This window comes from Nocardiopsis sp. NPDC006198, assembly GCF_040613895.1.
GTDB lineage: Bacteria > Actinomycetota > Actinomycetes > Streptosporangiales > Streptosporangiaceae > Nocardiopsis > Nocardiopsis tropica.
Genome location: NZ_JBEXSY010000047.1, coordinates 1 through 16,904, shown reverse-complemented (window position 1 = coordinate 16,904; position 16,904 = coordinate 1). Strand labels below are relative to the sequence as shown.

18 protein-coding genes and 2 pseudogenes are annotated in these 16,904 nt (G+C 73.1%); 8 read left to right on the top strand and 12 right to left on the bottom strand.

The window, feature by feature from the left end:
• Nucleotides 1-169 precede the first annotated feature (169 nt).
• The 3 genes from ABZ234_RS25080 to ABZ234_RS25070 form a co-directional block, all read right to left on the bottom strand.
• On the bottom strand, nucleotides 170-1,183 hold the full coding sequence (locus ABZ234_RS25080) for a zinc-binding dehydrogenase (RefSeq protein ID WP_267946958.1): 1,014 nt from the start codon (nucleotides 1,181-1,183) through the stop codon (nucleotides 170-172).
• A 364-nt stretch (nucleotides 1,184-1,547) separates the two neighbouring features.
• Nucleotides 1,548-2,195: a response regulator transcription factor gene (locus ABZ234_RS25075; protein ID WP_267946957.1), complete on the bottom strand. Its 648-nt coding sequence runs from the start codon at nucleotides 2,193-2,195 to the stop codon at nucleotides 1,548-1,550.
• Nucleotides 2,192-3,406, bottom strand: coding sequence for a histidine kinase (locus ABZ234_RS25070; protein ID WP_355013668.1), 1,215 nt, complete (start codon nucleotides 3,404-3,406; stop codon nucleotides 2,192-2,194). Before ABZ234_RS25070 ends, ABZ234_RS25075 begins: the two co-directional genes overlap by 4 nt.
• Before the next feature lie 296 nt (nucleotides 3,407-3,702).
• Here ABZ234_RS25070 and ABZ234_RS25065 point away from each other — a divergent pair, with 296 nt between their 5' ends.
• A complete protein-coding gene (locus tag ABZ234_RS25065; protein ID WP_355013689.1) occupies nucleotides 3,703-4,959 on the top strand; it encodes a DUF418 domain-containing protein in 1,257 nt (418 codons plus the stop codon).
• Between the two features lie 83 nt (nucleotides 4,960-5,042).
• On the opposite strand, the gene ABZ234_RS25060 is transcribed toward ABZ234_RS25065, so the two are convergent.
• Together ABZ234_RS25060 and ABZ234_RS25055 are read right to left on the bottom strand one after the other, a co-directional pair.
• The gene (locus ABZ234_RS25060) at nucleotides 5,043-5,327 is read right to left on the bottom strand and encodes a MoaD/ThiS family protein (protein WP_267946953.1); all 285 of its coding nucleotides are present in this window, start codon (nucleotides 5,325-5,327) and stop codon (nucleotides 5,043-5,045) included.
• A gap of 1 nt (nucleotide 5,328) precedes the next feature.
• Nucleotides 5,329-6,432 carry a sialidase family protein gene (locus tag ABZ234_RS25055; protein WP_355013667.1) on the bottom strand — a complete coding sequence of 368 codons (1,104 nt, stop codon included), beginning with the start codon at nucleotides 6,430-6,432 and terminating at the stop codon, nucleotides 5,329-5,331.
• A 444-nt stretch (nucleotides 6,433-6,876) separates the two neighbouring features.
• Between ABZ234_RS25055 and ABZ234_RS25050 the strand changes: the two genes are divergently transcribed.
• From ABZ234_RS25050 to ABZ234_RS25040, 3 genes are all read left to right on the top strand, one after another.
• Nucleotides 6,877-7,482 (top strand): TetR family transcriptional regulator, encoded by a 606-nt coding sequence (locus ABZ234_RS25050; protein WP_355013666.1) that lies wholly within the window; start codon nucleotides 6,877-6,879, stop codon nucleotides 7,480-7,482.
• A gap of 198 nt (nucleotides 7,483-7,680) precedes the next feature.
• The gene (locus ABZ234_RS25045) at nucleotides 7,681-7,992 is read left to right on the top strand and encodes an acyl-CoA dehydrogenase family protein (RefSeq protein ID WP_355013665.1); all 312 of its coding nucleotides are present in this window, start codon (nucleotides 7,681-7,683) and stop codon (nucleotides 7,990-7,992) included.
• The gene (locus ABZ234_RS25040; protein ID WP_355013664.1) at nucleotides 7,992-9,056 is read left to right on the top strand and encodes an enoyl-CoA hydratase/isomerase family protein; all 1,065 of its coding nucleotides are present in this window, start codon (nucleotides 7,992-7,994) and stop codon (nucleotides 9,054-9,056) included. The genes ABZ234_RS25045 and ABZ234_RS25040 overlap by 1 nt, the downstream gene beginning before the upstream one ends.
• Before the next feature lie 72 nt (nucleotides 9,057-9,128).
• On the opposite strand, the gene ABZ234_RS25035 is transcribed toward ABZ234_RS25040, so the two are convergent.
• From ABZ234_RS25035 to ABZ234_RS25015, 5 genes and pseudogenes are all read right to left on the bottom strand, one after another.
• Nucleotides 9,129-9,323, bottom strand: coding sequence for a hypothetical protein (locus ABZ234_RS25035; RefSeq protein ID WP_355013663.1), 195 nt, complete (start codon nucleotides 9,321-9,323; stop codon nucleotides 9,129-9,131).
• Between the two features lie 239 nt (nucleotides 9,324-9,562).
• Nucleotides 9,563-9,724: pseudogene (locus ABZ234_RS25030) on the bottom strand (BldC family transcriptional regulator); the annotation flags it as partial.
• 190 nt (nucleotides 9,725-9,914) lie between these two features.
• Nucleotides 9,915-10,154 (bottom strand): hypothetical protein, encoded by a 240-nt coding sequence (locus ABZ234_RS25025; RefSeq protein WP_355013662.1) that lies wholly within the window; start codon nucleotides 10,152-10,154, stop codon nucleotides 9,915-9,917.
• Complete coding sequence (locus ABZ234_RS25020) at nucleotides 10,151-10,546, bottom strand: hypothetical protein (protein ID WP_355013661.1); 396 nt, start codon at nucleotides 10,544-10,546, stop codon at nucleotides 10,151-10,153. The genes ABZ234_RS25025 and ABZ234_RS25020 overlap by 4 nt, the downstream gene beginning before the upstream one ends.
• Nucleotides 10,543-10,740 carry a hypothetical protein gene (locus ABZ234_RS25015; protein WP_355013660.1) on the bottom strand — a complete coding sequence of 66 codons (198 nt, stop codon included), beginning with the start codon at nucleotides 10,738-10,740 and terminating at the stop codon, nucleotides 10,543-10,545. Before ABZ234_RS25015 ends, ABZ234_RS25020 begins: the two co-directional genes overlap by 4 nt.
• Nucleotides 10,741-10,935: 195 nt before the next feature.
• On the opposite strand from ABZ234_RS25015, the gene ABZ234_RS25010 reads away from it, so the two are divergent.
• The 3 genes and pseudogenes from ABZ234_RS25010 to ABZ234_RS25000 form a co-directional block, all read left to right on the top strand.
• Complete coding sequence (locus ABZ234_RS25010) at nucleotides 10,936-11,772, top strand: helix-turn-helix transcriptional regulator (RefSeq protein WP_355013659.1); 837 nt, start codon at nucleotides 10,936-10,938, stop codon at nucleotides 11,770-11,772.
• Between the two features lie 12 nt (nucleotides 11,773-11,784).
• Nucleotides 11,785-11,973 (top strand): DUF397 domain-containing protein, encoded by a 189-nt coding sequence (locus ABZ234_RS25005; RefSeq protein ID WP_355013658.1) that lies wholly within the window; start codon nucleotides 11,785-11,787, stop codon nucleotides 11,971-11,973.
• A 230-nt stretch (nucleotides 11,974-12,203) separates the two neighbouring features.
• Nucleotides 12,204-12,725, top strand: a pseudogene (locus ABZ234_RS25000) (UTRA domain-containing protein); the annotation flags it as partial.
• A 100-nt stretch (nucleotides 12,726-12,825) separates the two neighbouring features.
• On the opposite strand, the gene ABZ234_RS24995 reads toward ABZ234_RS25000, so the two are convergent.
• On the bottom strand, nucleotides 12,826-14,337 hold the full coding sequence (locus ABZ234_RS24995; RefSeq protein ID WP_355013657.1) for an MFS transporter: 1,512 nt from the start codon (nucleotides 14,335-14,337) through the stop codon (nucleotides 12,826-12,828).
• 311 nt (nucleotides 14,338-14,648) lie between these two features.
• A complete protein-coding gene (locus tag ABZ234_RS24990) occupies nucleotides 14,649-15,902 on the bottom strand; it encodes a DUF418 domain-containing protein (protein WP_355013656.1) in 1,254 nt (417 codons plus the stop codon).
• Between the two features lie 137 nt (nucleotides 15,903-16,039).
• Here ABZ234_RS24990 and ABZ234_RS24985 point away from each other — a divergent pair, with 137 nt between their 5' ends.
• Complete coding sequence (locus ABZ234_RS24985) at nucleotides 16,040-16,792, top strand: TetR/AcrR family transcriptional regulator (RefSeq protein ID WP_355013655.1); 753 nt, start codon at nucleotides 16,040-16,042, stop codon at nucleotides 16,790-16,792.
• The last annotated feature ends 112 nt before the right edge of the window (nucleotides 16,793-16,904 follow it).

Sequence of the window (16,904 nt, the reverse complement as noted above, 5' to 3'; positions counted from 1 at the left end):
CCGGCCGTCCACAGGTGCGCGGTCGCCCCTACCGGTGGGCGTCCGCCTGCGGTTCGCTTGATACAGGGGGCCCAGAGGGTCCGCCCGCACCGTGCTGCCCCGGTACCGGTACCGGTACCGGGGCAGGTGCCGGGGCCGGACCGGCCGCGCGGGCCCGACCTCGGTACGCCTAGGGCTCCAGGACGAGGCGGACCGGGGAGCCGATCCGCTTCTCCAGGCGCTCCACCGCCTCCGGCGCCTCCTCCAGGCCGAAGGTCCCGCTGATCGATCCGGCGAAGTCCAGGCGGCCCGCCCCCACCAGCTCCACCAGTTCGACGACGTGTTCCGGCTCGGAGCCGTAGTGGCCGAGGACCTGCTGCCTGAGGTAGCTGAACCGGGTGCCGTCCCTGATCTCCAGCGGCTTGTCGGTCAGGCCGACCAGGACCAGGCGGCCGTGCTCGCCGAGCAGCCGGAGCGCCTGTTCGCGCACGACCGGGACGCCCGCGAAGTCGAAGGCGGCGTCGAGGCCCCGCCCGCCGGTCAGCTCGCGGACCTTCGCCGTGAAGTCGGGTGCGGCCGAGTCCAGGGCGGCGTCGGCCCCGAACGCCAGGGCGCGCTCCCGGGCCCGGGGGTCGGGGTCGGCGGCGATGACCGGGGCGGCGCCCACCAGCCGCAGCAGTTTCACGGCGTGCGCGCCCAGCCCGCCCGCGCCCCACACGCCGACCGCCTCCGCCGGGCCGACGCCGGCCGTGGCGGTGACCGCCGCCCACGGGGTGGACACCGCGTCGGGGATGATCGCCGCCTGGTCGAACGGGAGGGAGTCGGGGATCGGCACGAGGGTCTCCTCGTCGGCGAGCGCGTACTCGGCCCAGCCGCCGTCGTAGTCGACCCCCCGCGTGAGGGTCTTCCCGGCGCGGTCGCGCTGGCCCGCCTGGAGCGCCACCCGGTCGCCGACCCCGGCGGTCAGGACGTCGGGGCCCAGTTCCTCGACCTCGCCGGACACCTCGTGCCCCAGGGTGACCTCGTCGCCCTCCAGGTACTGCGGCCGGAGGATGCCCTCGACCAGGTGGACGTCGGACAGGCACACGCCCGCCGCCCTCACCCGGACCAGGACCTGCCCCCGGCCGGGGACGGGCCGCGGAACGTCCTTGACCTCCAGGGTCCGGGTCCTCACGTTGAGCCGGGCGGCTCGCATCGTGGCCATGGGCAAACCTCGCAGTCGGTGCGGTCGGGTGCTTCCCCCGATCATCATCGGGGCCCGCCGCACCGGGGCGAAGGCGACACCGGGGCCCGGGTCAGAATTGGGTCAAAGCACCGATGGGGTCACGGATGGGGCGTGACCGTGCGTCGTCGCCGGGACGCGGAGGGCGCGTGGCCGCCCGCCACGCGCCGCCCGCCGCCGCGCCGCCCGGGGCCGGTGGGCCCCGCCCGGCGGAGGGCGGGCGGTGGTCCGGTCGCCGCCGCGCCGCCCGCGGTCCGGGCCCGCCGTGTACCGCGACGCCCGGCACGGGCGGCCCCGTCCCGCTGGGCCGGGTCCCGGGACGGCGCAAGCGGTCACGGCGCGCCCGTCAGGTGACGTGCCCGCTGCGGTACGCCCAGGCGGCGACCTCCACCCGGTTCCGTGCCCCGAGCTTGCCCTGGACGCTCGCCAGGTGCGTCTTCACGGTGCTCACCGTGACGAACAGCTCCGCGGCGACCTCGGTGTTGGTCAGCCCCCGCGCCACCGAGCGCACGATGTCCAGCTCCCGGGGGGTCAGCCCGCCGTCGTCGGGGGAGGAGCGGGGGGCCGTCGCGGAGAAGTGGCGCAGCAGGCGCACCGTGATCTGCGGGGAGACCAGGGCGTCGCCCCGGGCGGCGGCGCGCACCGCCTCGATCAGCAGGGCCGGGCCCGCGTCCTTCAGCAGGAACCCGACCGCCCCTCCGCCCAGCGCCGCGTGCACGTACTCGTCCAGGTCGAACGTGGTCACCACGACCACCCGGAGAGGGTCCTCCACCCCCGGACCCGCCAGCCGCCGGGTCGCCTCCAGACCGTCCACGCCCGGCATCCGGATGTCCATGAGCGTCACGTCCGGGCGCAGCTCCCGCGCCGTCCGGACCGCCTCCAGGCCGTCCCCGGCCTCGCCCACGACCGTGATGTCGTCCTCGGCGTCCAGCATGTACCGGAACCCCGTCCGCACCATGCTCTGGTCGTCCGCGAGCAGCACACGGATCGTCATGAGTCCCCCTCCAGAGGCAGCCACGCCCGTACTTCCCATCCGTGCCCTCCGCCGCGCGGCCCCGCGGACAGCTCCCCGCCGAGGATCCGGGCGCGTTCGGCCATCCCGACCAGGCCGAATCCGCCGCCGACGCCGCTCCCCGCCTCGCGGCCGTCGTCGAGCACCTCCACCGCCACCCCGTCCGGTCCGGCGCGGACCACCGCGTCCACCAGGGCCGCCCCGCGGGCGTACCGCAGCGCGTTGGTGACGGACTCCTGGACGATCCGCAGGACCGCCGTGCCGACGGTCGGAGGAAGGCCGTCCACGTCCCCCTCGCACCGTACCGACACGCGGGGGAGGCCGTCGGAGGCGGCGGCCTCCAGGCGGGCGAGCCCGTCGGAGAGGTCGGGGGAGAGGGGGACGTCGTCCGGTTCGCGCAGGCGGGTCACCATACCCCGCATGGACTCCAGGGCGCGCGCCCCCGCGGCCTCGATCTCGGGCAGCCCGTCCCGCACCGCCCCGGGGTCGCGTTCGGCGATGTACCGCAGCGCCTGCGCCTGCACGACGATGCCGGTCACCTCGTGCGCGACCACGTCGTGCAGGTCGCGGGCGACGGCCAGGCGCTCCTGGGCGCGCGCCCGCTCCGCGTGGGACCGCCGCTGGAACGCCCTCCACCGCAGGTACAGGCCGGGGACCAGGCCGGCCGTCACCATCATCAGCGCCGGTGAGACGACCCCGTAGCTGTTGGGCTCGCGCAGCTGGTCGGTGAGGCCCGCTCCGAACGCGCACAGCGCGACCGCGACGACCTGCCAGGGACGGCAGCGCAGCGCCGCCAGCGACAGCAGGACCAGGAGGGACAGCACCTCCGAGAGCACGAAGGCGTACCCGAACATGCCCTTCGGCAGGGGGAACAGCACGGCCGAGGCGGCGGTCACCGCCAGCGCGGCGGCGGCCCCGGAGGCGGTGGTCGTCCCGCGGCCCGCGCGGGGGTGCAGGGCGACCACGGCGAGCACGGCCGCGACCGCGCCCGCGACCGCCGGCACGTAGTCCATGGGTGAGCGCGGCGGCCCCGGCCAGTCCGGAAGGGTCTGCTGCCGCACTGTGCCGACCAGGTCGTACCCCCAGGCCAGGGCCAGCACCCCCGCCACGGCCCACGGAACGAGCCGGACGGCCGTGCCCTCCAGTCCCGACAGGCGGCCGTGGAGCGGGGAGGGGATGTCGTTCGACGCCATGCGCCCAGGCTAGACGCCGCAGCTCCGGGAGCCCTCGGCCGAAAGGAGGAGGGGGCCGGGGACGCCGTTCGGCTGTTCGGTCGATGTGCGCGGGAGGGGCCCGGAGCGAGTCTGGAGGTCCGCACACGAGGGGAGCAGACGTGACCGACGTACAGCCGGGCGCCGCCGCGGGGCCGGGGCCGTATCCGCAGCAGGACCGGGGACCGGGGGACGCGCCGCCGCCGGTGCGTGCCCCCGTGCCCGGGTACGCGGAGGGGGACGCGCCCGCGTCGGCCGCCGCACCGGGCCAGGGGACCGTGGAGCGGAAGGGGCCGGACGGACCGGCGGGGGACGCACCGCCGCCGGGGGCTCCCCGGCGCGTGGCCTTCCTCGACGTCGCCCGCGCGCTCGCGATGATCGGCGTGGTGCTGATGAACGCGCCCTTCGTCGTGTTCTCGGCGGAGATGGCGGGGGAGCGCGACCGCTCGACCCTGACCTCCCTCGTGGACACCGGGCTGAGCCTGCTGCTGAGCGGCAAGGCACGGGCGGTGCTGATGGTCCTGATCGGGGTCGGGGCGGTGCTGGCCTGGCGCTCCGCGGTCCGGCGCGGCGGGCGTCCGGCGGCCGTGATGGCGCGCCGCTACACCGTGCTGGGCCTGCTGTTCGGGGTGCCGCACCTGCTGGTGTTCGACGGCGACATCCTCACCCACTACGCCCTGACGGCGCTCGTCCTCGTCCCCCTGATGCCGCTGCTGACCGGCGGCTCCCGAGGGCGCCCCCTCGCGGCGGCCCTCGTGCTGTTCGCGGCGGCGCCGTTCGCCGAACTCCTCCTCCACTCCCTGCTGCCCTCGCACAGCTGGACGACGCTGGTCGTCCAGGTGCCGCAGACGCTGGGGTTCTTCTGCGTGGGCGCGTGGCTGGCCCGGCGCCCCGAACTCGCGCCGGGAGCCGAGGGCCTCCCGTCGCGCCTGCCGGTGGTCATGCTGTGGACCGGGCTGGCCCTCGAGGTGCTCGGGTACGGCGCCATGTTCGCCGCCGACGTGTTCTTCCCGATGGAGATGGGCGCCGACGGCGTCCCGGTGCTCGGGGACGACGGCATGCCGGTCGTCCGGCCGGGGTCATCGCTGCTGGTGTCCCTCGCGTCCACGCTGATGGGCGGGGGCGGCGCGCTGTTCTACCTGGGCCTGGTGTGGTGGCTCGTGCGCCGGGGCCGGACGTCGGCCCGCGTGCTGGGCGCCCTCGCCCCGCTCGGCCGGATGACCCTCACGGTGTACCTGGCCAGCACGGCGGTGTTCCTGGCGGCGATGGGGCCGCTGGAGGGTGAGATCCCGCTGCTGGCGCAGTACGGCGTGGCGTTGGCGTTCTTCGTCGCGGCGGCGGCCTTCGCGCGGGTGTGGAGCGGCTGGCTGCGGCTCGGCCCCCTGGAGTGGCTGTGGCGGAGCCTGACGTACCTGCGGCCGATGCCGATGCGCCGCTCCGGTCCCGTGCCGGGGCCGGTGCCGGGGCAGCACGGTGCGGGCGGACCCTCTGGGCCCCCTGTATCAAGCGAACCGCAGGAGGACGCCCACCGGTAGGGGCGACCGCGCACCTGTGGACGGCCGGCCCGGCCCCCGCCCCGCCCGGGGCGGGGGCCGGTCGGCGTCCGGGGCCGCCGGGGTCAGCCGCCCGCCACGGACGGGAGTACCCGCACGTTCGCGCCGTCGGGGACCGGCGCCGCCAGCCCTCCCGCGCCGCGGCACTCGTCGCCGTCCACGAACACGTTGACGTACCGGCGCAGCTCCCCGCGCTCGTCGCGGATGCGCCGGTCCAGGCCCGGGTGCAGGGCGGTGAGCGCGTCCAGGACCCCGCCCAGCGGGGTGCCGTCCGCGACCTCGACCGGGACGTGGGCGGCGCCGTCGGCGTCGGCCCGGAGCAGCCCCGGCAGGTGCACCGTCACACGCATGTCAGACCTCCGCCGCGCGGACGCACAGGACGTCGGGCAGGTGCGCCGCCACCTGCTCCCAGCTGTCCCCGTCGTCGGTGGAGGCGTAGACGTCGCCGGAGCGGGTGCCGAAGTAGAAGCCCGGCACGTCGGCGCCGTCGGTGCAGGCGCCGTCGCGCAGCACGATCCCGAAGTAGGGGTCCTGCGGCAGCCCCCGGACCGCCGGGCGCCAGCTCCCGCCCCCGTCGTCGGTCCGGTACACCGACAGCCGGTCGCCCGGCGTCAGGTGCACCTCCTGGCTGACCACCGGGAAGTTGAACGCGCTGAGCGGACGGTGCGGGTGGGCGACCACGGCGAACCCGAAGTCCGTGGGCAGCCCCTTCTCCACCGCTGTCCACCCCTCGCCGGCGGGGTCGGCGCTGCGGTACACGCCGTGGTGGTTCTGGGCGTACATCGACCCGTCCGGGGCGACGGCCACCTTGTGCACGCACTGGCCGAACTCGGGCTCCTCCTCGGGCAGGAAGACCGCCGAGATGCCCCGGTTGGCCGGGTTCCAGCTCGCGCCCCCGTCGCGTGTCTGGTAGACACCTCCGGTGGACATGGCCACCGTGATCGCGTCGGGTGAGCGGTCGCCCGCGCCGAGCACACCGGGCAGGACCGTGTGGATGGCCGCGCCGCCCGCGCCCGGGAACCACTCGGCCCGGTGCGGGTGGTCCCACAGCGCCCGCACCAGCTCGAAGCTCAGGCCGCCGTCGGTGGAACGGAAGAGCGCGTGCGGCTCGACCCCCGCGTACACGGTGCCGGGGTCGTCGCCGAAGGCGAACTGCCAGGCGCGGACGAAGGACGCGTCGGTGTCCTCCGGGAAGGCGATGGGCGCGGACGCGGGCTCGTGCCAGGTGCGGCCGAGGTCGTCGCTGTACCAGACGCTGGGGCCGAAGTGCGAGCTCTCCGCCCCCGCAAGGAGGCGGCCGGTGTGCGGGTCGACGCCGACCGCGTACACCGCGCTCATGCTGGCGTAGTCCGCGGCGTCGATCCGGTGGGGGCCCTCCACCTCCCAGCGCCGACGATCCTCGCTCCGGGCCGTGAAGAGGCCCTTGCGTGTGCCGATGAGCAGCAGATATGCCATGACCAACTCCAGGAACCGATCGATGGCTCCACTGTGGCACAAGGGTGTGACAATCCGTGAGGAGGCGTGGCCGTGGCGGGTTCCGGACAGGGGAGGGAGCCAATGGTTAGGAACCTGAACGATTTACCGCCGGTGTTTAATGAGTTCCAACCGGAAATGGTTCGCCCCTCGGCGGCATAACCGCCCTGAGAGGGGAACCACTTTCCTGGCGGTGTTCCGTCCCCAGTGGAAGGCGGGTGTCAGACCGAGACTCCTCTGCAATAAAATTCCGGGCCAACCGGTGCACCCGTGCGGAACCGGCCTGTGCCCGCACGGTTGCGTTCCTCGTGAACAACAGGCCAGACGACTTCCCGCTCCCCGGTTCTCACTGTGCGTTTCAGGACTACCGTCCCAATGGTCCCGCGTACCAGGGAGAACCAGGTTCCCACTCGATAGGGTCGCCTCATGCAACACCCCCCGGACACGCTCCACGCCCGCAAACGGCGTAAGGCCCGAGCCATGATCGTGTCAGCCGCCTTCCAACTCTTCGCCGAACACGGATTCGACAACGTCACGGTCGCCTCGATCGCGGAGCGCGCGGAGGTGGGTCGCACCACCTTCTTCCGGTACTTCGGCGACAAGCAGCAGGTGCTGTTCGCCGACGACGACGCCGAGGTCGACCGCATGTGCGCCTACGTGCGGGAGAAGGCCACGCAGCCGATCGGCGACGACCTGCACACCGCGGTGGGCCTGCTCCGGGAGGCCAACGCGGCCACCCGGCCGCACGCCGCGCTGTCCCCCGCCCACTCCGCGGTCCTGGTGCGGCTGCTCGCGGAGAGCACCGAACTGCGCTCCCGCTACCTCCTCACCCAGCACCAGCGGGCCTCCCGGCTGGCCGGGGCCCTGGTGGAGGCGGGCACGCCCGAGAACGTCGCCGTGCTCGCCGCCCACACCGCCATGGCCTGCGAACTGACCGCCATGCGCCTCTCCGAGACCCCGGAGGCGTTCGGTCCCCGTCTGGACGAGGCCCACCTGCTGCTGCGCGACATCGGAAGGCAGGCGGCCTCCTGAAACGGGGGCTGCCCCTCCGCAGAGCGGGCCCCGGGCCGGCGGTCGCCCGCCGTGCCCGCGCACGGGACGGGTGAGCCGTCCGCCGAGCACCACCGTGACGGCCGGGCCCACCGTCCCGACCGGCGCGTAGGGGGCGCGTAGCGCGTCCTCCTGCCCCGGGACGCCACGAGCGCCGCCACGAGCAGTCCGCCCGCCGCCATGCCCACGGCCCCGGCCCTCCCGGCCGACCGTGCGCATGGCGGCGTCGTTCTTCCCGGTCGCGCCGGGCCCGGTCACCCCGGGCCCCGTGTCCCGGCGCGGCTGTGCGCCGCGGCCGGACGGTTCGCCGCCGGGGCCCGGGCCGGGTCCACGGCCGCGGGCCGGGCACTCCCACCGCGCGGGGGCCGCGGTTGCCCCACCGGGTACGGCACCGGGAGGATCGTCCTCGACCTGCGGGTGCACCGAACCCTGGAAGGGACCAACGAGACCATGAACCCGATCACCGCCCGCGGCCTGACGGGGGCCGCCTGATGTCCGCCGCCGGAGCCGCCGGGGACACGGTCCTGTCGCGGGTGGAGGGCCGCCTCGGCCGCCTCACGCTCAACCGCCCCCGCGCCATCAACGCCCTCGACCACGCCATGGTGAACACCCTCCGGAGCGCCCTCGCAGCCTGGGAGGACGACGACGCGGTTGCTGCCGTCCTGATCGACGGCGCCGGGGAGCGCGGCCTGTGCGCGGGCGGCGACGTCCGCGCCATCCGCGCCAGCGCCCTCGACGGGGACCTGCGCGCCGCGGCCTTCTGGCGCGACGAGTACCTGCTCAACGCGCACATCGCCCGCTACGCCAAGCCCTACGCCGCGTTCATGGACGGTGTGGTGATGGGCGGCGGCGTGGGGGTGTCCGCGCACGGGTCCGTACGGATCGTCACCGAGCGCACGGTCCTCGGGATGCCCGAGACCACGATCGGCTTCGTGCCCGACGTGGGCGGCACGTACCTGCTGTCCCGGACGCCGGGGGAGACCGGCACCCACCTGGCGCTCACCGCCGGGTCGGTCGGCGCGGGCGACGCCCTGTACCTGGGCCTGGCCGACCACTTCGTGCCCTCCGACCGGCTGCCGGACCTGGCCGCCGCGCTCGCGGACGCGGCCTCCGCCGGGGACGTCGCCGAAGTGGTGGGCCGGTTCGCCGAGGCCGCGCCCGACTCCGAACTGCGCGGCCGGAGGCACTGGATCGACTCCTGCTACGCAGCCGACACCGCGGAGGAGGTCGTGGAGCGGTTGCGCGCCCACGGCGACCCGGAGGCGGCGCGGGCCGCCGCGACCGTCCTCGCCAAGTCGCCCACCGCCGTGAAGGTCACTCTGGCGGCGCTGCGCCGCGCCCGGGAGCTGCCGGGGCTGGAAGCGGTCCTGGAACAGGAGTACCGGGTCTCCTGCGCGGCCCTGGCCTCGCCCGACGTGGCGGAGGGCATCCGCGCGCAGGTGGTCGACAAGGACCGCTCGCCCAAGTGGGTGCCGGACACCCTGGAGGCGGTCTCCGACGAGGACGTCGCCCGCCACTTCGTCCCCGCGCCGGACGGCCCGCTCGGCTTGGCCTAGCCCGGCTCGGGGGCGAACCCGGAGCGTCCCGCTCTCCCGGCCGGGAGAGCGGGACGGCCGCGTCCTGCGGGGTCAGAGGCGTCGGCCCTCGCACCGGCAGGACGGCCAGGGCTGGGAGCAGTCCTTGCAGAACTCCTTCGGCGGGTCCGAGGTGTCCGTCCGGCCGAAGGGTTCCAGCAGCGTTCTGCCGAGCTGCTGGGACAGGACCGGGTGCGGCCAGGGGCACCAGGACACGGTGACGGCGGTGTCCTGTCCGAGGGGGACCACGCACACGCAGGCGGGCCAGGGCTGTAGACAGTTCGGGCAGATCTTGTCCATGGCGCTTTCCAGGGCTGGTGGATCCGGAGACGTGGAGCGGTTCGCCCGGGCGGGCGTCACCGGTTCCCGTGGAGTGTGCCGATCAGGTCGGCGATGTGCCCGGCCTCGGCCGTCGCGCCGGTTTCGAGGGCGAGGGCGTGGACCTTCTCCAGGGCGCGGACGACCTCGCCGCCGGCCGGTTCGGTGTTGAGCACGTCGGTGATCTGGCCCCTGGGGTAGCGGCGGTGGCCGCCCAGGGTGCGGAGGGAGGTGAGGCGGCCGTCCTTCTCCCAGCGTGTGACGGTCTTGGGGTCCACGCGGAACAGGCGGGCGACCTCGCCGGGTGTGAGGAGTTCCTCGGCGGTGTCCATGAGGGGCTGTACGGGGGTCATCGGTCGTTTCTCCAGCTCGAAGCGTATGCGTAGGCGGATACGTAGGCGGATGTGGCAGTGGAGGCGAGGGTGGTCGCGGAAGCGGGACGAGCGGGTGCGGACCGGGGCCGCCGGGCCCTCGCCCGGTGGCCCCGTGCCCTGCGTCCGGCCGACACGGGTTTCCGGGGCGCTACCCGTCCTCGCGGTCCCGGGTGCTCTCCTCGCGGCTGCTGTCGCCGTTGCCCCAGCGCACACCGTCCATGGCGGCGGGGACCGGGTGCCCGGAGGCTCGGAGGGCGTTCTCCCAGCTCAGTTCCATGGCGATCAGCTCGCCCTGGCGGTCGTAGGCGGCCTGCTCCTCGGGGGTGAGCGGGGCGTCGTCGGCGCAGATGCGGACGGGGTCCCGTCGGGGCGGTCGTCGCCGGTTCACGGGGTGCCTCCCGTGTCGGTGACGTCGAGGACCCGGTACGCGGAGTGTGTGGAAGACGCGGAAGGCGTTGAGGACGCGGAGCGGGCGCGGGGCCGGTCGGGCGGCCGGGAGTGCTTCTGAAGGCTCTCCTCCAGCTGGGCCGGGGTGGGTTCGACCTCGGTGCGCCAGTGGACGTCGTCGCGGTGGGCGGTGGCGATCCACATGCGGCCGGTCCAGATGATGCGGTGGGTGCGGCCCCAGGTTTCCCGGAGGCGGGCGAGGACTGTGCCCGGGGGTTCCCAGGTGCGGGCCTGGTGGTCCATGTGGTCGCCTTCGTGGCCTGCCTCGATGACGCAGCAGCGCGGGACGCCGTTCCGGTCGAGGGAGGTCTCGGCGCAGTGCGGGGGCATCATGCCGCCCTCACCTCCAGCCGGTGGAGGCCGTTCAGGACTGCGTTCAGGACGTCGTGCGGCGTCGGGGCGCAGGGCACGAAGCGGGCGGGGGCGTAGGCCCGGACCCGGGCCGCCCGCCGTGGTCGTCGGTGGCGCATGGCCTCCGAGGCGATGTAGCGGGCGGCCACCAGGGCCGAGGGGTTCAGGTAGCGCACAGGGCGCCTCCCAAGGGTCGGATGCCGCTGGATGGGCGGCGGTGATGAGTACACCCCTATCCTGTATTTAAAAGTTTCGATTCGCAAGCCTCGAATCGAGATACGGCAAAACGCATGATCCATGTAAGGAGTTGCGAAATGTCTGGTTCCGGCTCAGCGGCGATACGATCGGCGGCATCCCCTGAGGAGGTCGAAATGAGCAGCCCACCCGTAGCGAGACGCCAGCTATCAGCGCAAATGCGGGCGAAGCGTCTGAGCGCGGGGATGACCATCGAGCAGGTCGCTGATGAGCTGGAGTGGTCGAGCACGAAGATCTCGAACCTCGAAACCGGCCGATCGAAGCGGCCAGCCGTGTCGGACATCCGGTTGTTGCTCGACGTCTACAAGGTCAGCGACAAGCGCGAGCGCGAGACGTTGCTGGAGTTGACTCGCCAGTCTCGGAAACGCGGCTGGTGGAGTCAGTACGACGACGTGCTCACCAGTGACTACACCAGCCTTGAGGCAGGTGTTGTGGGTTTGCGGGTCTTCGAGCTTCAGTACATCCCAGGTTTGCTACAGACACCGGAGTATGCGGCTGCGATCACCCACGCCACTCTCATTCGGGAGCCAGCCGAAGTGGAGCGGGTAGTTGAAGCGCGTATGCGCCGCCAGGCGGTCCTCCTTGACCGGCCGAACCCGGTCGATCTGTGGGCCATCATCGATCAGCACGCCCTTGACCTCCTGAAGCTCTCCGATCGAAATCTTTTCCGCTCCCAGGTATCCCACCTGGCCGACCTTGCTGAAGCCACGAACTCGATCACGATCCAGATCTTGTCCGGCGCGGGGTTGCATCCGGGGATGGGTGGGCCGTTCACCATCTTGAAGTACGAGGAGCCTGATCTCGATGCCGTGTTTGTCGAGGCGGACGAGGATGGCCTGTATCTGGACAAGCGGCCCCAGGTGGCTCGCTACCGCAGAATCTTCGACCTGCTCGTGTCGAAGTCCATGGACCCGGACAGCGTCTCTGCTCATCTACGGTCCCTGATCAGCTAGGAACACCGACCGATGTACTCATCCACTGAAGGTCTCGACTTCCGCAAGTCGAGTTACAGCAACCCGAACAACTGCGTGGAATTCGCTGACGCAGGGGAGGGGACCGCCGCCGTGCGTGACTCCCAGAACCCTGAGGATGGGCACTTCCTCCTGCCCGGCCGTGAGTGGAGCGCGCTCCTCGGCGCCGTCCGCCGCGAGTAGGTTCCAAACGCCAGAGAGGCCCCGGGGTATCCCTCCCCGGGGCCTCTCTGGGTACCTAAGTACTCATCCGCTGACACTCTACTCCGCCGCACAGATGCCGGGTAGGGGAGAGAAGGCCCCGGTGTGCGTCGACCGAGACGGTCGGTCCGTGACGATCTGCGATCAACCTTTCGCCCAACGCGACAGAGGGGCTAAAGTCCGCCGTGGAGCCCCCGACCCGAGGATGCGCCATGGACGCACGGACGCTGCACGACATCGCCGCCATGCCCGATCCGCTTGAAAGAGCCCGCGCCGCGTCGGCAGCCATGACCAGCTTGCAGGGCCAAAGCGTGGAGCTGTCCCGGATACGGCGCGCGGCGATCACCGAAGCCCACCGGTCCGGCCTCCGTCAGGAAGACATCGCACGGCACCTCGGGGTGACGCCGGGTCGTGTCAGTCAGATGAAGAAGGCCGCCGACGAGGATTCCAGGCACAAAGCACCGACCGGGCCCCTCGACCCGCGTCCGCGCGTGCTGGTCGAACGTGCACTGCCGACTCCGCCTGCCACTCGCGGGTCCAAGTCCCTGTATCTGACCGAAGCTCAGCAGCAGGGTCTCAAGCCGGAAAGAAAGATGCTGTTCGTCGGGCAGGAGCCCGCGAACGAACACGTGGCCCTCGGCCTGCGCGTCGAACCCGGTGACAACGTGATCGCAAGGCGCAAGATGTTCTGGGCCAACGAGATTCCCGTGCGGATCTCGACCTCGTACTTCCGTGTGGACGTCGGCGAGAACACGCGCCTCGACGGCGAGGGCTTTGTCCTGACAGGGCTTGGGCCCCGGTGGTCGTCGCCCGGGGCCTTCGCCGTCTCCGGGCCTACCCGGGAACCACGTCGCCCTCCCTCCCGGCGGCGTCCCGCTCCCCTCCAGGAGCCTTCCGGCGCCGGGCCAGCAGCACGGCCACACCGGCTGTGGCGGTCAGCGACAGGGCCGCGACACCCCAGGAGGCGATGTCCCAGGCCGCGGTGAGGTGTCCGGCCAGCACCCCGGCTCCGGGGCCCGTCAGATCACCGGCGGCCACCCGGGCGGCGACCTCGACCGATCCGGCGCGGGCGGCGACGATGCTGGTCAGCACGGCCCCGAAGACGGCGATGACCAGGGCCTCGGCACCGCCGCGCAGCGTGTTGAGGAAGCCCGCCGCCATACCCGCCTTCGCGGAGGGGACCAGGTTCATCGCCTGGCCGTCGGTGATGCCGAACGACAGGCCCATGCCGGTGCCTATCAGCACCAGGGGCACTGCCAGCGCCAGTGGGCCGATCTGCGGATGGAGGACGGTGAGCAGGCCGTTGCCCCCGGCGACGAACAGCAGGGCGAGAATGATCAGCCCTCGGGCCGGAACACCCCTGGTGACGAGCCACCCGCCCAGGAGCGGGGTCACCAGGACCGGCGCCGTGAGCATGAGCATCATCAGGCCGGCGGTCTGGGCGCTCACCCCCTGGACCCCTTGGAGGTAGGTGGGCAGGAAGACCAGTACGCCGAGGAATCCGACCGACGTGGTCAGCGTGGCCAGGCACCAGGCCATGAACGGGCCGTTGCGCACCAGGGCCAGGTCGAGCACCGGCTGGGCCGCCCGGCGTTCGACGACGAGGAAGAGCACGAGCAGCACCGCCCCGGCCGCCAGGGCGCCGAGCGCCCTCGGGCTCGTCCAGCCCGCCTCCGGCGCCTCGATGACCGCGAACATCACCAGGGCCAGGCCGGCGATGAAGGTCGTCGCCCCGGCCCAGTCGATGCGCGGCCGGTCGGAGGCGCGCGATTCGGCGATGAACACCGAGCCGACCAGGATGAGCAGGCCGACCGCGGCGTAGACGAGGAACGCCGCCCGCCAGCCCACGGCCCCGACCAGCAGCCCCGACAGGGTCGGACCGACGGCGATGCCGACCCCGGCCATGGCGCCCATGGCGGCGAAGGCACGGGTCCGCGCGGCCCCCTCGAAGAAGGTCGCCAGCAGCGCTCCGCCGCTGGCCATGATCGCGGCGCCGCCGACACCGGCGACCAGGCGGGCGGCGTCGAGGACGAGGACGTCACCGACCAGGGCGCCGATCGCGTTGCCCGCCGCGAAGACGACAGCCCCGAGGGCGAACAGCAGCCGCCTCCCGAACAGGTCGGCGAGTGAACCGCAGACCAGGGTGAACGCGGCGAAGGTGAGGTTGTACCCGGCCACCACCCAGTGGAGTGCCGCGCCGGAGGCTTCCAGGTCCGAGCCGATGCTCGGAACGGCCACCGCCGTCCCGGAGATCGACATGGCCACGACCAGCACACCCGTCATGACGGCGGCCAACAGCACTCCGGGTCGGGTCGCCCCCTGGGGCGGATCACTCGTCGTACGCACGTCTTTCTCCCCTGTGTCGGTGGACGTGGTCGACATTCTTGAACTTCAACTTAAGTTGAGGTCAAGGGGTGCCGGTCGGAGCCCTGGCCGTGCCGGAGAGAGGCGCGGGTGGGGAGCGGGTGGGGAGCCGGTTTTCTGCGGCAGCGGGGGTGCGTGATGACGGGGCCCGCCCACTTTCCCCGATGATCGTGTACTTATAGCGCGGTTGGGCGTCGAGAACGTCTATAAGTACAAGCTCACCGGGGGTGGGGGCTCTTGCGTCGCACCGGCCGCGGTTTCCGTCGGTGCGACCGGCACGCCCCTCGGACGGCTCAGGCGGTCTTCCGCGAGCGGCCGTAGGTGAGCCTCCGGAGCAGGACCTCGGCCGGGCCGCGCAGGGAGTGGCGCCGCATCAGGTCGGCGCCGACGACGCTGACGAGCCAGACCGCCACCGCACACCCGACGGCGAAGAGGGTCGGCTCCTCGAACCGGGCGCCGAGCGCCAACGTGTACGGCGACGCCAGGACCACCCACACGACCGACTGGAACAGGTAGCCGCTCAGCGAGCGCTGGCCGAGCGCGGCCAGCGCGCCGACGACGGCGCTGTTCCCACGGGGCCTCCCCGCCCTCGACAGCGTCAGGGAGAGCAGCCCGAACAGCGAGACGTAGCCGATGCCGCCGAACACCCCGGACACCTGGTGCAGCAGCTGGACCCATGTCGCGGCGAACGCGTCGGCGTGCAGCACACCCGCGTTGGCCAGGCCCATCGGCAGCCCGCCCGCGACACCGACGGCGAAACCGCCGACGACGCCCGTCCACAGCATCCGGCGGTGGTCCCCGGGGACCTCCAGCACGCGGTTCCGGGCCGCCCACGCGCCGAACCAGACCGGCAGCAGGTACCCGGCCACGATGAGCCCTGTGTGCACCGGCCACTCGCCCAGCCGTGCGAGGACGGAGGCCGCGTAGGTCGCGGCCTCCAGGGAGGACGCCTCCTCCGGGGCCGGCACCGGCGCCGGTTCCCCGGAGCCGTCGGCGACGGCCCAGGCGACCAGGCCGCCGAGGCCCGCGACGTACACCAGCAGCACGCCCCCGATCCACCGGAGGGTGCGGTACACGCGGTCGCTGCGGCGCAGCAGCACGAGTGTGAACAGCAGGCCCAGCACGCCGTACGCCCCGAGGATCTCACCCGAGAAGAGCAGGGTGCCGTGCACCAGACCGAAGACGACCAGCCAGCCGTTGCGGCGCAGCAGAATCGCGCGCGTAGCCCGGGGGGAGCCGGTGGCGGCGTCCTGTCGTCGCGCGACCTGGACCAGGCCGTAGCCGAACATGATCGCGAACATCGGGATCGCGCGTGCGTCCACCAGCGTGGACATGGCGATCTCGAAGGCGCGCTCGGCGACCCCCGTCGCCTGACCGGCGCCGTTCGCGGAGGCGAAGAAGAGGCCCGTCGCGTGGGCCAGCGCGATGAGCAGGAGCATGGCGCCGCGTGCGAGGTCGGGGGCGAGCGCGCGTTCGGAGTCCTTCGTCGGCCCCCGGCTCGGGGGTGGGGCGGGGGAGGGGGCCGGCGTGGCGCGGATGTCGGACATCGGGGGGCCTCCAGGGGATTTTAACTGAGTACTTAATACACTGTACGCCGTACAGAGTACATCGTTCTATCCTCGGGGCAAGACCGGGACGCCGATCGCCCTGCGGGCGGCGGACCGGGGGAGAGAACGGAGACGCCATGGCGGAGGGACCGGCACTGCCCCCTGTGGTGGCGCGGATGTGGGGACGCGACCCGGTGTCCCGCCACGGGCCGCGCCCGAGCCTGAGCCTGGAGGGCATCACGGCCGCGGCGATCGGGATCGCCGACGCCGAGGGGCTGGCCGGGGTGCGGATGAGCAGCGTCGCCCGCAGCATGGGCGTGGCGACGATGTCGCTGTACCGCTACGTGGGCAGCAAGGACGAGCTGCTGGTCGCCATGGCCGACGCGGCGGCGCCCGACCCCCCGGAACCGGAGGGGGCGGGCTGGCGGGACCACCTCACGGCCTGGACCCGCGCCCACCGGGACTTCCTGCTCGACCGGCCGTGGCTGCTGCACATCACGCGCTTCGCCCCGCCCATGGGACCGAGGTCCCTGCTCTGGCTCGACCGGGGACTGGCCGCGCTGGACGGCACGGGGCTGGGCGCAGGGGAGAGGATGAACGTCGTCAGCACCCTCACGGGCTACGCCGTCAGCCACGCGGGCCTCGCGCTGGGCGCGGGCGGGTCGGAGCCGCCGGGCGACGAGGAGGTCGCCGGACTGGCGGAGTACGGCGCGATCCTCGCCGAGGTCCTCGACTCGGAGACCTACCCCGCGCTGGCGGCGGCTGTCGGGGAGGACGCCTTCGGCGACGGTGACGAGTGGATCGACGACGGCGACTTCGGCTTCGGGCTCGGCCTGCTCCTCGACGGCGTAGAGGCGCTCATCGCCGCTCGCCGCACGGCGCGTCCCTAGCGGTCCGCACGCCCCGGAACCGCGTCGAGGGGCGGGGGAGACCGGTCGGGGGTACGTCCACCCGCGACATGGTCTTGATCGGCGCCCGCACGGCCCAGCCGCGCTGTGCCCA